The organism is Pseudomonas serbiensis (assembly GCF_030580745.1).
Taxonomy (GTDB): Bacteria; Pseudomonadota; Gammaproteobacteria; order Pseudomonadales; family Pseudomonadaceae; genus Aquipseudomonas; species Aquipseudomonas serbiensis.
In genome coordinates this window covers 226859-240327 of record NZ_JAUQOO010000002.1, presented here as the reverse complement: position 1 = coordinate 240327, position 13469 = coordinate 226859, and the positions used below count along the sequence as shown (strand labels likewise).

Annotated in this window: 16 protein-coding genes; 6 read left to right on the top strand and 10 right to left on the bottom strand. The window is 56.1% G+C overall.

The genetic code is table 11. From position 1 onward, the window contains the following. Positions 1–98 precede the first annotated feature (98 nt). Positions 99–830, bottom strand: a complete 732-nt coding sequence (locus tag Q6A51_RS04065) for a carbonic anhydrase (protein ID WP_201019705.1) — start codon at positions 828–830, stop codon at positions 99–101. A 193-nt stretch (positions 831–1023) separates the two neighbouring features. Further along, entirely contained in the window at positions 1024–2082 is a 1059-nt protein-coding gene (locus tag Q6A51_RS04060) for a PA0069 family radical SAM protein (RefSeq protein ID WP_201019706.1), read from the bottom strand. Between the two features lie 243 nt (positions 2083–2325). On the opposite strand from Q6A51_RS04060, the gene Q6A51_RS04055 reads away from it, so the two are divergent. Then, positions 2326–3963 (top strand): PI-PLC domain-containing protein, encoded by a 1638-nt coding sequence (locus Q6A51_RS04055; RefSeq protein ID WP_236250244.1) that lies wholly within the window; start codon positions 2326–2328, stop codon positions 3961–3963. Positions 3964–4027: 64 nt separating this feature from the next. Here the strand turns inward: Q6A51_RS04055 and Q6A51_RS04050 are convergent, their stop codons facing one another. Beyond that, on the bottom strand, positions 4028–4315 hold the full coding sequence (locus Q6A51_RS04050) for a YheV family putative zinc ribbon protein (protein WP_200986376.1): 288 nt from the start codon (positions 4313–4315) through the stop codon (positions 4028–4030). Then, positions 4312–6399, bottom strand: a complete 2088-nt coding sequence (gene prlC / locus Q6A51_RS04045; RefSeq protein WP_201019527.1) for an oligopeptidase A — start codon at positions 6397–6399, stop codon at positions 4312–4314. Before prlC ends, Q6A51_RS04050 begins: the two co-directional genes overlap by 4 nt. Before the next feature lie 76 nt (positions 6400–6475). Between prlC and Q6A51_RS04040 the strand changes: the two genes are divergently transcribed. Together Q6A51_RS04040 and Q6A51_RS04035 are read left to right on the top strand one after the other, a co-directional pair. Then, complete coding sequence (locus Q6A51_RS04040; RefSeq protein ID WP_201019526.1) at positions 6476–7021, top strand: gamma carbonic anhydrase family protein; 546 nt, start codon at positions 6476–6478, stop codon at positions 7019–7021. 41 nt (positions 7022–7062) lie between these two features. Then, positions 7063–7710 (top strand): HAD family hydrolase, encoded by a 648-nt coding sequence (locus Q6A51_RS04035; RefSeq protein WP_201019525.1) that lies wholly within the window; start codon positions 7063–7065, stop codon positions 7708–7710. A gap of 27 nt (positions 7711–7737) precedes the next feature. Here the strand turns inward: Q6A51_RS04035 and Q6A51_RS04030 are convergent, their stop codons facing one another. Further along, positions 7738–8802 (bottom strand): aminopeptidase, encoded by a 1065-nt coding sequence (locus tag Q6A51_RS04030; protein ID WP_304574182.1) that lies wholly within the window; start codon positions 8800–8802, stop codon positions 7738–7740. Positions 8803–8896: 94 nt separating this feature from the next. Here Q6A51_RS04030 and Q6A51_RS04025 point away from each other — a divergent pair, with 94 nt between their 5' ends. Then, positions 8897–9310: a PA0061/PA0062 family lipoprotein gene (locus tag Q6A51_RS04025; RefSeq protein ID WP_201019523.1), complete on the top strand. Its 414-nt coding sequence runs from the start codon at positions 8897–8899 to the stop codon at positions 9308–9310. Here Q6A51_RS04025 and Q6A51_RS04020 read toward each other — a convergent pair whose 3' ends face one another. Both Q6A51_RS04020 and Q6A51_RS04015 read right to left on the bottom strand, forming a co-directional pair. Continuing rightward, positions 9311–9544: a DUF1161 domain-containing protein gene (locus tag Q6A51_RS04020; protein ID WP_201019522.1), complete on the bottom strand. Its 234-nt coding sequence runs from the start codon at positions 9542–9544 to the stop codon at positions 9311–9313. It abuts the gene before it with no gap. A gap of 144 nt (positions 9545–9688) precedes the next feature. Further along, complete coding sequence (locus Q6A51_RS04015) at positions 9689–10120, bottom strand: OsmC family protein (protein WP_201019521.1); 432 nt, start codon at positions 10118–10120, stop codon at positions 9689–9691. Between the two features lie 198 nt (positions 10121–10318). On the opposite strand from Q6A51_RS04015, the gene Q6A51_RS04010 reads away from it, so the two are divergent. Further along, entirely contained in the window at positions 10319–11320 is a 1002-nt protein-coding gene (locus tag Q6A51_RS04010) for an LLM class flavin-dependent oxidoreductase (protein ID WP_304574181.1), read from the top strand. Positions 11321–11432: 112 nt separating this feature from the next. Here Q6A51_RS04010 and Q6A51_RS04005 read toward each other — a convergent pair whose 3' ends face one another. Together Q6A51_RS04005 and Q6A51_RS04000 are read right to left on the bottom strand one after the other, a co-directional pair. Then, positions 11433–11657, bottom strand: a complete 225-nt coding sequence (locus Q6A51_RS04005; RefSeq protein WP_201019519.1) for a DUF1161 domain-containing protein — start codon at positions 11655–11657, stop codon at positions 11433–11435. Between the two features lie 142 nt (positions 11658–11799). Beyond that, complete coding sequence (locus Q6A51_RS04000; RefSeq protein ID WP_201000936.1) at positions 11800–12015, bottom strand: dodecin; 216 nt, start codon at positions 12013–12015, stop codon at positions 11800–11802. Positions 12016–12181: 166 nt separating this feature from the next. On the opposite strand from Q6A51_RS04000, the gene Q6A51_RS03995 reads away from it, so the two are divergent. Further along, positions 12182–12508: a DUF883 family protein gene (locus Q6A51_RS03995; RefSeq protein ID WP_304574180.1), complete on the top strand. Its 327-nt coding sequence runs from the start codon at positions 12182–12184 to the stop codon at positions 12506–12508. Here Q6A51_RS03995 and Q6A51_RS03990 read toward each other — a convergent pair whose 3' ends face one another. Then, positions 12509–13417, bottom strand: coding sequence for a LysR family transcriptional regulator (locus Q6A51_RS03990; RefSeq protein WP_304574179.1), 909 nt, complete (start codon positions 13415–13417; stop codon positions 12509–12511). Between the last annotated feature and the right edge of the window lie 52 nt (positions 13418–13469).

Sequence of the window (13469 nt, the reverse complement as noted above, 5' to 3'; positions counted from 1 at the left end):
ATCTCTTCAGATGTAACAAAGCCTGGCGGCGCGCATCCTGCGCAACCGCCATAGGCTCAAAGAGGGGTTTACCGTCAGTCGTGAATTAAGTCAGGCGACTAGAAACGCGGTTTCGGGGTAGCCATGGGTGTCGGACCCTCGCCATCGAGTGGCAGGAACGCATCCCGGTCCGAGTCGTAAGCCAGGATTTCACTGGTTTCGATGTTGTAGACCCAGCCGTGGATGAACAACTGACCGTTGGCCAGTTTTGATGCAACCGAAGGGTGGGTACGCAGGTGCTGGAGCTGAGCGATCACGTTTTCCTGAGTCAGGACGTGCATGGTTTCCTTTTCGCTGCCGCAACTGCAATTGTTCTCTACCACCGTACGGGCAACCTCTGCATGACGCAGCCAGGCTTTGACCGTCGGCATTTTATCGAGGCTTTGAGGGTTGAGTACGGCACGCATTGCGCCGCAATCGGAGTGACCGCAGATGATGATGTGTTGCACGCCCAGAGCCGAAACCGCGTACTCGAGGGCTGTTGAAACCCCGCCATTCATCTGGCCGTAAGGTGGAACGACGTTACCGACGTTACGGGTGACGAAAAGATCGCCCGGAGAGCTCTGGGTAATGAGTTCAGGCACGATGCGCGAGTCTGCGCAGGTGATGAACATGGCGCGAGGCGATTGCGCCGTGGCCAGTTTCTTGAACAGTTCTTCCTGCTGTGGGAAGACCTCATGACGGAAATGCACGAAGCCACTCACGATTTGCTGCAGCGCTACCTCAGCACTATTCAATGCAGGCTGCTCACTGGCTGAGGTAGCCGACTGCTGTTTATCCATGTCTCTCATGTCTTCATCCTCTCTGACGGATTGATGTGGATTTTTCATGCGTTATCTAAACGGAAACGGACCTGAGCCCTCTTTGTGTGGCATAGCGAACAAGTCCATTGAACGCTATCGCGGGCATCACTCCGATTTACAGATTAGCCACCCAAGCTTAAGTGAAACTGAATGCGACAGCTCTAGGACGCAGTTCCTGTATTTAAAGGAGCGACATCTGCCCTCCCGGCGGGCAAAAAGCGCTGCAGTCCAGATGAAAACTCTCACGACGATTGAGGCCTAAACGTTTAGTCGCTATGGCGTAACGCCTGGCCAACAGATCGGCAAAAGGCCCTTCACCCCGCATGCGCGACCCGAACTCGCTGTTGTAGACCTCACCGCCTCGGCTTTGACGTATCAGACTCATCACATGTTCCGCACGTTGCGGATAATGTGTCTTGAGCCATTCATCGAACAGTGGCGCCACCTCCAGCGGCAGGCGCAGCATCACATAGCTCGCACTTTGTGCCCCGGCCGCCTTGGCCTCACTGAGCAGCGCTTCAAGCTCGCTGTCGTTGATCATTGGAATCATCGGCGCGCATAACACGCCCACTGGCACGCCGGCCTGCCGCAGTACCCGAATCGCCCTCAAGCGAGCCTTGGGGGCCGCCGCCCTGGGCTCAAGAATGCATTTGAGTTCGTCATCCAGCGTGGTCAGGCTGATGAACACTGAAACCAGATTCAACTTCGCCATTTCGGCCAGCAGATCGAGGTCGCGCAGGATCAGCGAGCCTTTGGTGATGATGGATACCGGATGGCGATAACGCAGCAGGACTTCGAGGGTGGCGCGAGTGATCCGGTGCTCGCGTTCGATAGGTTGATACGGATCGGTATTGGCGCCCAGCGTGATTGGCGCGCAACGGTAGCCAGGTTTGGAAAGCTGCTGCTCCAGCAAGGCTGCTGCATTGGTCTTGGCGATCAGTTTGGTCTCGAAATCCAGCCCTGGCGACATGTCCCAATAGGCATGGCTGGGTCTTGCGAAGCAATAGATGCAGCCGTGTTCACACCCGCGATAAGGGTTGATGGAACGATCGAAGGGAATGTCCGGTGACGTGTTGCGGGTAATGATGGTCTTGGCCGTTTCGTTGATGACCTGAGTGCCCTGGGTCAGCGGAACCTCCTGATACCAGCCATCGTCCTCGGCGACGGACCTGCTGGGAGCAAAGCGATTGTGCGGATTGGTGGCGGTACCGCGGCCGCGAATCGGGGGTGTGCTGACCATGAGGAACGACTCGAATACTGTTTATGCATACAGTACATCAAAATTCACATCGCCCAGGAAAAAATGCTTCCCACCTGACCGGTGGTTCTGCCTGCCGAGAAACGCTTCTTAAAGCGTTGTAACAATAAGCCGGTTCCACTGAACATCTTATTAATTTATTAATTGTCGCCAGCAACACTCATGGATGAGCACTTGGGCAGTTCCTGTTATAGAAACTGACAACTATTGAAAAGGATTTCAATCGTGAACACGAAATATGTATTTAATACCCTGGTTGGGGCATCGCTCCTGTCTCTTGCACTGACAACTGCGCAAGCGTCCGGCTTCGCGGATAAGAATAAACCCTTTGATCAGTATCACTGGGTCACAACCCATAATTCCTACGAGAAGATCAATCAGAATCTGGCAGAACTGCCCAGGCAACTGAAAGACGGTGTTCGGGGTTTCATGCTGGATCTCTATACCGACAAGAAGTCAGGCTTCAACCGTATCAAGGTCTGCCATAAAACCATTGCTTGCTACGGCCCGCTGGGCAATCAGCTAAAGAATGAGTTCATTCCTTTTCTGAAAAACAACACGTCGGAAGTTGTGACTATATTTTTCGAGACTTATGTCAGCCGTGACGATTTGCAGGAAGTCTTCAATGCGATACCCGAGCTTGCAGACTACTCGTTCAACCCGGCGAATTTCGATACCTCGGGTTGGCCAACCCTGGCCGCCATGACCCAGAAAAATAACCGTCTTATCATGATGACCGATAAGCGTGAAGTCAGTGGGCAGTACCGGGTCGGATCAAAGACCATTACCGTCCTGTTCGATAAGGACTGGTTGACGCAGAACAAGTGGGACACCTTGGGTGGGGCGGCCTCCAATATTTATGCCGCCCACAATTTTTCCTGCTCCACACGCTGGTCAGATGTACCTCTGAATACCAGAAAAGTCGCCAGCTCTACAGGCAAGCAATGGAATCGCCTGTTCCTGATGAACCAGTTTCATACCGCCACTTCTACCATTCCTGATTCTGCCAAGTACGACAATAACCTGACCTACCTGATGCGGCGTACGGCCAACTGCGGGAATGAGCCGAATTTCATCGGTATCAATAATTACCAGAACGGCGATGCCTTTTCCTATGCTCGCACCTTGAGCCAGGGTGGCATTTATTTATGGGAGGGCTCTGATGCCGACAGGAAAAGAGACACCGTCTGCGCCATTCCCAGCGGTTCCCGGACTCTTCTTCTGCCGACCCAAGGCTGTGAAAACGATGAGGCTCAATCCATGTCGTTATCCGGCGTTACCAAAGGCACCCGAATCACGGTATTCGACAATGGCGGTGGTAGCCGCGAAGATGATTACGCCATTATCGACGTGAAGCGAGACATCGGGATCAAAGAGCATGTTGTGGTTTCAGGTTTTGAACAGAATCGCAATAACGCAGACTATCAGATCATCCATGTTCGCAATAATGGTTTGAACGGGAAGATTTCCCGTATTGAAGTAGGTCGGACGCCGGGTAACTTCTCTGATGCGGCCATTGCATTCTATGAGGGAAACAACCTCGAAAAAAATCTCGACTGTACGGTTCCTTTCAATCGTGTGCATAACGTCAAGATGAAAAACAACAGTTTTGGCTGCTCAAACGACGAGATTCGTTCTGCCCGAATTCTCAAGGCCGGAGCGGGTACGTCTTTTACGCTGGTCGGCCATCCTTATGGTGATTTTTCACAGGGCCGGACAATCGTCACTATCAAACGTGATATTAGATGGCCGGTCACGATTCCAGGGTTTAATTCCTCTTATGAAAACAGTGATGTAAAAGTCGAGGCCAGCAAATCGATTGATGGCAAGATCTCGTTTGGTTATTTCAATGGCAAACAATAAGGCGATTTTTTCTTGATCGTATAAAAAGGGCGCTCAGTAGAGCGCCCTTTTCATCATCAGCCATTCAACTCGGATCAACCGGCTTTTTCAGCTTTGGATTCGGGAAGAACTGCACGCCCTGAACCTTTGGATCTGCCGGTTTTGGCGTGGCCTTGTTGACCCGCGTTCCCAGTTCCTTGGGAATCGAGAGGCCCTGTTCATTGAGCGTATCGCTGTAGCCGCAACCCACGCATTCGCGATGGGGCACGTCGTCTTCGCTCCACATCTTCAACTTGTCGGGTTCGCTGCACGCCGGGCAGACAGCCCCGGCGATAAAGCGTTTCTTGGTAATGACTACCGGTGTATCGGTCATGCTGCCGCTTCCTCACTCAGGCCACTGTGGCGCAAGAGTGCGTCAATTGAAGGCTCGCGTCCGCGGAAGTCGACGAACAACACCATCGGCGCCTGGGAACCGCCACGCGCCAGAATGGCTTCGCGGAAGGCACGACCCGTTTCGGCGTTGAGTACACCGTCTTCCTCGAATTTGGAGAAAGCGTCGGCAGACAACACTTCAGCCCACTTGTAGCTGTAGTAACCGGCTGCATAACCACCCGCGAAGATATGCGCGAAGCTGTTCGGGAAGCGGTTATAGGCTGGCGGTCGCATGACCGAGACTTCATCGCGAATGCCTTCGAGCACTTCCAGCACACTACGGCCGTCGCCATGGGTGGCGTGCAGCTCGAAGTCGAACAGCGAGAACTCCAGTTGACGAACCATCATCAGCCCCGACTGGAAGTTCTTGGCTGCGAGCATTTTTTCCAGCAGGTCCTGAGGCAGTGCTTCGCCGCTCTCGTAGTGACCGGAAATCAGGGCCAGGCCTTCAGGCTCCCAGCACCAGTTTTCCATGAACTGGCTTGGCAGTTCGACTGCATCCCACGCCACGCCGTTGATCCCGGAAACACCGGCATGCTCGACGCGGGTCAGCAGGTGATGCAGGCCATGGCCGAATTCGTGGAACAGGGTGGTGACTTCATCGTGAGTCAGCAAGGCAGGCTTGCCGCCGACTGCTGGCGTGAAGTTGCACACCAGATTCGCCACCGGGTTCTGCATACGGCCTTCGGCGGTACGGCGACGGTCGCGTGCACCATCCATCCAGGCACCGCCACGCTTGTTGGCGCGGGCATACAGGTCGAAGAAGAAACGCCCGACGTGCTGGCCGTTTTCCTTGATCTCGAAGAGACGAACATCCGGGTGCCAGGTGTCGAAACCTTTCTGTTCGGCGATTTCAATTCCGTACAGGCGCTGAACAATGGCAAACAGGCCGCTCAGCACTTTATCGATAGGGAAATAGGCGCGCAGGATTTCCTGGGAAACGCTGTAGCGCTGTTCGCGCAGTTTTTCGCCATAGAAACCGCTGTCCCAGCTTTGCAGATCCGGGCAACCCTGTTCGGCGGCATACGCCTTGAGCTGCTTGAGGTCCTGTTCGGCAAAAGGCTTGCTGCGCTTGGCCAGATCGCGCAGGAAGCTGAGCACCTGATCGCTGGACTCGGCCATCTTGGTCGCCAGGCTCAGTTCGGAGAAGCTGGCGAAGCCCAACAGTTGTGCCAGTTCCTGACGCAGGTCGAGGATCTGCGCCATGACCGGGCCGTTGTCGTTCTTGCCCGCATTCGGGCCTTGATCCGAGGCGCGTGTGCAGTACGCCGCATAGACTTCCTCGCGCAGGGCGCGGTCTTCGGCGTAGGTCATTACCGCGTAGTAGCTCGGGAACTCCAGGGTAATCAGGAAACCTTCCAGATCCTTGGCCTTGGCGGCGGCAGCCATTTGCTGTTTGGCCGATTCGGTCAGACCCGCCAGGGCAGATTCGTCAGTGACCAGTTTGGTCCAGGCCTGGGTTGCATCGAGCAACTGGTTGGAGAACTGGCTGCCCAGCTCCGACAGCTTGCTTTGCACTTCGGCGTAACGCTTCTGCTGCTCGGGTGGCAGGTCGATACCCGAAAGGCGGAAGTCGCGCAGCGATTGTTCCAGAATAGTCTTCTGGCCAACATCGAAGTTTGCCGCTTCCGGGCTGTTGGCCAGGGCTTCATAGGCCTGGAACAGCTCACGGTTCTGGCCCATTTCGGTGGAGTAAGCGCTCAATGCAGGCAGGCACGACTCGTAGGCTTCGCGCAGTTCTGCGCTGTTGCAGACGGCATTCAGGTGACTGACCGGGCTCCAGGCGGCTCCCAGGCGGTCATTCAATTCATCCATCGTCAGGACCAGTCCGGCCCAGGTGGGTGTCGAACCCTGCCTGGCAAGAATGTCGGCAATCGCGGCGCGGTTATCGGCCAGGATCTGTTCGATGGCAGGTTTTACGTGCTCGGCACGGATCGCCGAGAAAGGAGGCAGGTCGTACGATTGCAAAAGAGGGTTGTTCGCGCTCACGGTTTTGCACCTTGGCTGGAAGAAACACTCACGCATCTTAATTACAATCGACGCCGACCGCAGCACTCAAACCGGTATCGCGCATCTATCACCACCAAAGAAGGAGCCTATCGTGGCCATTCGCAAGTTCCAGGACCACACCCCAGCCCTTGGCGAGCGAGCGTTCGTCGACTATTCCGCTGTGGTGATCGGCGATGTCGAGATCGGTGCCGACAGCTCCGTCTGGCCACTGACCGTCATCCGTGGCGACATGCATCGCATCCGTATCGGTGCCCGTACCAGCGTGCAGGACGGCAGCGTGTTGCACATCACCCACGCAGGGCCGTTCAACCCTGACGGCTTTGCGCTACTGATCGGTGACGAAGTGACTATCGGCCACAAGGCGATGCTGCATGGCTGCACCATCGGCAACCGGATCCTGATCGGCATGGGCACCACCATCATGGATGGCGCGGTGGTCGAGGATGAAGTCATCATTGGCGCTGGCAGCCTGGTGCCGCCGGGTAAAGTGCTGGAAAGCGGGTTTCTGTACGTGGGGCGTCCGGTCAAACAGGCACGGCCACTGACTGAAAAGGAGATCGCCTTTTTCCCCTATAGCGCGACCAATTACGTGAAGCTCAAGGATCAGCACCTGGCCGAAGGTTACGACCAGCCCTGAGTTATCCACAGACCTTTTTACGCATTCACTGGCGAGAACCCATGCATTACAAAAACATTCTGTTCGACCTCGACGGCACACTGACTGACCCGCGCCTGGGGATAACTCGCTCGATCCAGTTTGCCTTGGGGCGTCTGGGCATCGACGAGCCGGATATCACTAAACTGGAACACTTCATCGGCCCACCGCTACTGCAAGCCTTCATGCAGTTTTATGAGATGGACGAAGCCCGTGCCTGGGAGGCTGTGGGTTTCTATCGCGAGCGCTTCAAAGTCACCGGGCTTTATGAAAATCTGGTTTTCGATGGCGTGCCCGAGCTGCTTGAAACCTTGGGTGGTCAAGGTCGAACGCTGTATATCGCGACTTCAAAGCCTTGGGTTTTCGCCCATGAAATCGCCCGGCACTTCGACTTCGCCAGGCATTTCAAGGTGATCTACGGCAGTGAGCTGGACGGCACCCGCACCGACAAAGTGGAACTGATCGCCCATCTGCTGGAGCAGGAGCGTCTGGACCCAAGCCAGACCTTGATGATCGGCGACCGCAAGCATGACCTGATCGGCGGGTCGCGTAACGGGCTGGATGTGGCAGCAGTAGGTTATGGTTTTGGCAGCCATGAGGAACTGACAGCGCAATCGCCGACCTATCATTTTGTGACGATGGCCCAGATGCATGAGGCTTTTCGCGAATGAATTCGCTCCTACGGTGTGGGAGCGAATTCATTCGCGAAAGCCGCTGAGCTCCTGCAACTTGGCCTTGCGCTGCACCACAGGCAAATCCCCCAGCTTTTCCACGGCATCAAAGAACGCCACCCAGTCACCATTCACTTGCTTGAACAACGCCTCAAACGCTGGCACCCACTGGTCATAAAGCCCGAAGGGCAGCAGCTTGGCGTTGTTCATCGGTGAGTTGATCCACCCGTCGAAGCGTTTGTCGCCGCTCCATTGCTCATCACGCAATTGCCGGTACTCACGGCGCAAGCGCTCGAATTCGGCGGCTTTGCGCTCACGCATCAGCTCGGCTGTCAGCGGCTGGCGATACAAGGTCTTGAGCCGCTCCCGGGTATCGAGCACCAATCGAATGAACTGATCCCGGCGTGTGGATTGTGAGACGTTTTCCGGTGCCAGGCCTCGTGCAGCACGCCATTGGCGAGTGCCTTCCTGCTCCACGAAGCTGGCGTAGGATTCGTTGAACTCGGTGTCGTCCTTCACATAGAAACGTTGATGGGCCAGTTCGTGGAAGATCAGCGTTGCCAGTCGCTCGTCACCCCAACCCAGCATGGAACTGAGAATCGGATCGTTGAACCAGCCCAGCGTTGAATACGCTTCGACGCCGCTCATGTACACGTCCTTGCCGGCCTGACGCTGTAAAGCGGCTTCACCTCGCGCACCGCCCTGGCTGTAATAACCGCGATAGGCCACGCAACCGGCAATCGGAAAGCAATGAGTGACAGGGTCCAGAGAGAACTCATCGGTCGCGAATACGTTCCAGACGACATAAGGACGGCCCAGATCGGCGTACAGGCGATAACTCTTGTTGTCCGGCAGATGCAGATGCTCGCTGGCGAAGGTACGAGCTTCCTGGGCATATGCCAGACGCTGACGCAATTTCGGGTCGCGCGCAGGGTCAGAGATGATGTCCTGGATCGGCTCCCGAGCCTGTAGCAGTCGCAGTTGACCACTGGCCAACTGGCCGTAATACGAAAGGCTGGAGCATCCACAAAGCAAAACCATCGTCGCTATCGGCAAACTGTGCCAGAGACGTAAAACATTGAGTCGTGGCATACACGGCCTTCAAGACAGGGATAGAACGGGTTATGCAGGACAGCCAGGGTATTACGCAACTATCATCGTCATCCGCCCATCTTCGGAGCCTGACATGCGCCTGATAGCATTGACTCTCGCCCTTGGCACCCTTCTGGGGTGTACTACGCCTTTACCTGCCGTGGACCCGGACATGGCCTGGATCGACATGCGCACCATGACCGGCAGGCTGGTGATGGCAGACAAGCTTGATGGCAAGAATACCTATGATGGCCGCTACTTTCAGGTCACTCCCGGTCGCCACGAGCTACAGATACGCTTCGATTATGAATATCGCTCGGGCGGGCTGGGCCTGATAAGTGATGACTACACCGACATCACCTGTTTCATCGATATCGAGTACGACCATTTTGTCGCCGGGCAGCGTTACATGATCGAAGCCCGCACGCTTGCCAATGACATTACCGCCAAACTTTATGACGCCGAGCGCAAGGTGCTGGCCCATGAAGGGGATGTCCGCTGCATCTGATCAGCTATCGTTTTTTTGATAGATGATTTTTTTGGTGCCGTTTTCGCAGCTGCCCACCACCATGTTCTGGTCGTGGACCTCGGCGTTGGGGACGATTTCCAGCGTATAGGACGTGACGTTGTTGGCCTGGATCTTGGCCTCGATCTCGTCCTTGAGTTCTTCGCAGGATTTCGGCGCAGCCAGGGCGCCGGTCGTCAGCAGGATACAGCTCATAGCCAAAACAAAACGTTTCATGCCCGATTCCTTCGATAAGACGCACAGAACCTTGTCTGTGCTGTAGTCCTTCATACGACCGTCCGGCCCCGCATCTGGTTCTGACGGGCAAAAAAATGACCCGTACAACCGGGTTGTACGGGTCATCAGGTGTCACGCTATCGATCAACCGAGCAGCGTGGCGTCCAGGGTAATCTTGGCGTTCAGCACCTTGGAAACCGGGCAGCCTTCTTTGGCTTGCCTGGTCAAATCATCGAACTGCTGCTGGCTTGCACCCGGGACCTTGGCCTTGAGCACGAGATGAACGGCTGTGATCGAAAATCCGCCGCTGTCCTGATCCAGGGTCACTTCAGCCTGAGTATCGATGCTTTCAGCAGTGAAGCCCGCGTTCCCGAGGATCATCGACAAGGCCATGGAGAAGCAGCCAGCATGGGCTGCGCCGATCAGTTCTTCCGGGTTGGTGCCCTTGCCGCCCTCGAAGCGGGCCTTGAAACCGTAAGGCGCTTCGCGCAGTACGCCCGTTTCAGTGGAGATACTGCCAATGCCACTCTTCAGATCACCTTCCCAATGGGCTGATGCTTTCTTGACGATGCTCATGGTGCCTCCTGATTAAATCGGTAATGTTCCGGCCGTAACCAAGTTTCTGAGGATAGACGGTCTTGGAAAGTTCAACGTATAAGTCCTAGTGTTTTGGTAGGTCTTTTTCGGGGTTGCCATTGAAAAGCAGCGCTTGCGCCCGCACTGCTGTTTCATCATGGGCTCAGCCCAACACATTTCGAGGAGAAGCAGCGGCCTATGAAACGTTTGACGGATGTAAAGATTTCCACCCTTGATCTGGTGCCTGTGCGTCAGGACAAAGGTCCCGCAGAATCACTGCGTAATTCCCTGAACCTGGCTCAGCACGTCGAGAAGCTGGGTTACAACCGTTTCTGGGTTGCAGAGCACCACAACATGGATGGCATCGCGAGTTCGGCGACTTCTGTGCTGCTGGCCTATCTGGCTGGCGGTACTTCGACGATTCGCGTAGGCGCTGGTGGCGTCATGCTGCCCAACCATGCGCCATTGGTCATTGCCGAGCAGTTCGGCACCCTTGCCAGTCTCTATCCCGGTCGTATCGATCTGGGCCTGGGACGTGCGCCGGGTTCGGACCAGATGACGGCCCGGGCATTGCGACGCGAGCGCTCCGGTAGCGCGGATGACTTCCCTGATGATGTCACCGAGCTGATGGGCTACCTCGGGCCACGCACGCCTGATCAAAAAGTGATCGCTGTGCCGGGTTCCGGCACCGATGTGCCGATCTGGTTGCTGGGTTCGAGCCTGTTCAGTGCCCAGCTCGCCGGGATGCGTGGGCTGCCTTATGCCTTTGCCTCCCATTTCGCGCCGCGCTACATGCATGAAGCGATTCGCGTCTATCGCAATCATTTCCAGCCTTCAGAGGTGCTCGACAAGCCTTACGTGATGTTGGGTGTGCCGCTGGCGGCGGCCGACACTGACGAGCGTGCCGAGTATCTGGCGACTTCGGTCTATCAGCGCATTCTGGCGCTGATGCGTGGGCACAGCCTGGTGCAGCGTCCGCCCGTCGAATCCATGGACAAGCTGTGGCTGCCTCACGAACGAGAGGCCGTGGCGAGTTTTCTGGGGCTGGCGATGGTGGGCGGTCCGCAAAAGATCCGCGCCAAGCTGGATGTGCTGCTGGAGCAGACCGATGCCGATGAATTGATCTTCACCTGCGACATGTACGAACACGAGGATCGTCTACGTTCGTATGAAATTCTGGCGCAGGTTGCGCAGGGATAAGGACACCGCACAGTGCAGGACCGGATTTATCCGGGAAGGCGGCATACCTGACGGTAAGGATCGGCCTTTCGCGAATGAATCCGCTCCTGCACGGCGGTGGCGCGTACCCGGATCAGTTGCGGGTGTAGATGATCTTGTGTCTGCCCACATCGCAGGAGCCTACGACTTTCTGATCCTTCAGATCGTCGGTCGGGATAATTTCCAGCGTGTAGGACGAAACCTTGAGCGACTTGAGTTTTGCGTCAATCTCCGCTTTCAGCTCTTCGCAATTCTTGCCCGCCGCCATGGTGGTTCCAGCAAAACTCAGCAAGCCTACTACCAATAGAAGCTTCTTCATCAATGACACTCCCTCGTGTTGACAAATACAGGCACTCCAAAATGAAGCGCTCAATGGCAACCGCCACGCATTGATGCGTGGCAGCGGTTTCTATCTGTAGCGGAATTTATGGCAAACGGCCAGTTAAAAGCGTCAGAACCTGTCAGCTATCGGCGATGCGAAAGCCCACCTTGAGGGTTACCTGATAGTGCGCAACCTTGCCGTTCTCGATGTGTCCGCGGGTTTCGGTCACTTCAAACCATTCCAGTAACTGAAGGCTCTTGCTGGCCTCTGCAATCGCATTGTTGATGGCGTCTTCGATACTGGTGGTAGACGAGCCAACCAGCTCGATCTTCTTGTAGGTGTGGTGATCACTCATGGCAGTTCTCCTTGGTAGCCTTCAGGAGCGTAGCAGTGGCGACGCTCATTGGTTCTGTCAGGAAAATGCGGACAAAAGTTCAGCACTTTGCATAAATCCCATCGCACTTTCCAAAACCTGCGCAGTCGGAAACAACACACGTACTCATCACAGCAGGAGAAATACCATGGCTAGCAATTCACTTCGTAAAGCCTCGTTGCAAAGCATGGAAGCAGAGATCGAAAGCCTCCTCAAGTCATTGGAAAGCCTCAAAGGCGATGCTTCCGAGGAGTCTCGCAAGACGCTGAAAAGTCTCAAGGTCAATGCTGAAAATGCGCTGAGCCATTCGCGCCATCTGCTCAGCGATCTGTACGAGGACGTGAAGGTCAAGACCCGTGAAAACGCACTCGCTACCCGCGATTACGCTCAGGAGCATCCCTGGACGACTGCGGGCGTTGCAGTCGGCGCGATTGGCCTGCTTGCTGCCTACCTGTTGATCAAACGCGGCGAATGATCATTTTCTGATCGGCTCGATGGAGCGCTCCAGCTCGTTTTTCAACCATTGAGCCAACTGCTGCGCCCGACCGTCAGCGGCGCGTCGGGGGACCCAAAGTGCAAGTCGTGCCGGGGTTTCGCTGAAACCCCATGGCGCAGCCAGGCGTCCGGCCCGCAGGTCGTCCGTGACCAGCGGCTCGGGTGCAATGGCAATGCCAAGGCCCGCGACTGCTGCCTCCAGCAAATAGTACAAATGCTCGAACCCCTGCCCGTAACGCAAAGCCTGCGGATCGATCCCGTGGTGTTGCGCCCAGCTTGGCCAGGCTTGTGGGCGCGAGGTGGTTTGCAACAGTGATTCGTTCAATAACGCTTGGGCAGGTGCCTGCCGCAATGCCTCGAAATGTGTGAAGCGTGGGCTCAGCACTGGCCCGATACGTTCGCTGGCCAACTCGAAAACCTGCATGTCCGCCGGCCATGGGGGCTCCGCGAATACCAGCAGTGCATCCAGCCCCGGTCGGCGCGGGTCCAGATCGCCCTCGCCCGCCGAGAGATGCAGACGCAGGTCCGGCAGCTCGGCATTCAGGCGCCCAAGGCGTGGAATGAACCAGCGCGCCAGCAGGCTACCGGAGCAACCCAGTACGAATGGCGCATCCGCGCTGCCTTGGCTCAGTTCGGCACACACATCGCGCAATCGGTCGAAAGCTTCACCGCTGACGTCGCGCAATCGAATACCTGAATCTGTGAGTTTCAGGCCGCGACCATCCTTGCTGAACAGGCTGACGCCCAAGTGTTCTTCCAAGGCTTTCAACTGACGGCTGACCGCGCCATGGGTCACGTGCAGCTGTTCCGCAGCATGACTGACGCTGCCCAGGCGGGCAGTGGCTTCAAAAGCGCGCAAGGCATTGAGGGGAGGAAGGTCGCGGCTCATGGTATGTGTGAGTTTTCCTGACAGGTTGTGGCGATCTTATCGGTTTTCATCC

What these genes read in the sequence shown, in the direction of transcription:
- Q6A51_RS04065 (WP_201019705.1), bottom strand. Translation starts at nt 830, where the DNA reads ATGAGAGACATGGATAAACAGCAGTCGGCTACCTCAGCCAGTGAGCAG.
- Q6A51_RS04060 (WP_201019706.1), bottom strand. Translation starts at nt 2,082, where the DNA reads ATGGTCAGCACACCCCCGATTCGCGGCCGCGGTACCGCCACCAATCCG.
- Q6A51_RS04050 (WP_200986376.1), bottom strand. Translation starts at nt 4,315, where the DNA reads ATGACCGATACACCGGTAGTCATTACCAAGAAACGCTTTATCGCCGGG.
- prlC (WP_201019527.1), bottom strand. Translation starts at nt 6,399, where the DNA reads ATGCGTGAGTGTTTCTTCCAGCCAAGGTGCAAAACCGTGAGCGCGAAC.
- Q6A51_RS04035 (WP_201019525.1), top strand. Translation starts at nt 7,063, where the DNA reads ATGCATTACAAAAACATTCTGTTCGACCTCGACGGCACACTGACTGAC.
- Q6A51_RS04030 (WP_304574182.1), bottom strand. Translation starts at nt 8,802, where the DNA reads ATGCCACGACTCAATGTTTTACGTCTCTGGCACAGTTTGCCGATAGCG.
- Q6A51_RS04025 (WP_201019523.1), top strand. Translation starts at nt 8,897, where the DNA reads ATGCGCCTGATAGCATTGACTCTCGCCCTTGGCACCCTTCTGGGGTGT.
- Q6A51_RS04020 (WP_201019522.1), bottom strand. Translation starts at nt 9,544, where the DNA reads ATGAAACGTTTTGTTTTGGCTATGAGCTGTATCCTGCTGACGACCGGC.
- Q6A51_RS04015 (WP_201019521.1), bottom strand. Translation starts at nt 10,120, where the DNA reads ATGAGCATCGTCAAGAAAGCATCAGCCCATTGGGAAGGTGATCTGAAG.
- Q6A51_RS04010 (WP_304574181.1), top strand. Translation starts at nt 10,319, where the DNA reads ATGAAACGTTTGACGGATGTAAAGATTTCCACCCTTGATCTGGTGCCT.
- Q6A51_RS04005 (WP_201019519.1), bottom strand. Translation starts at nt 11,657, where the DNA reads ATGAAGAAGCTTCTATTGGTAGTAGGCTTGCTGAGTTTTGCTGGAACC.
- Q6A51_RS04000 (WP_201000936.1), bottom strand. Translation starts at nt 12,015, where the DNA reads ATGAGTGATCACCACACCTACAAGAAGATCGAGCTGGTTGGCTCGTCT.
- Q6A51_RS03995 (WP_304574180.1), top strand. Translation starts at nt 12,182, where the DNA reads ATGGCTAGCAATTCACTTCGTAAAGCCTCGTTGCAAAGCATGGAAGCA.
- Q6A51_RS03990 (WP_304574179.1), bottom strand. Translation starts at nt 13,417, where the DNA reads ATGAGCCGCGACCTTCCTCCCCTCAATGCCTTGCGCGCTTTTGAAGCC.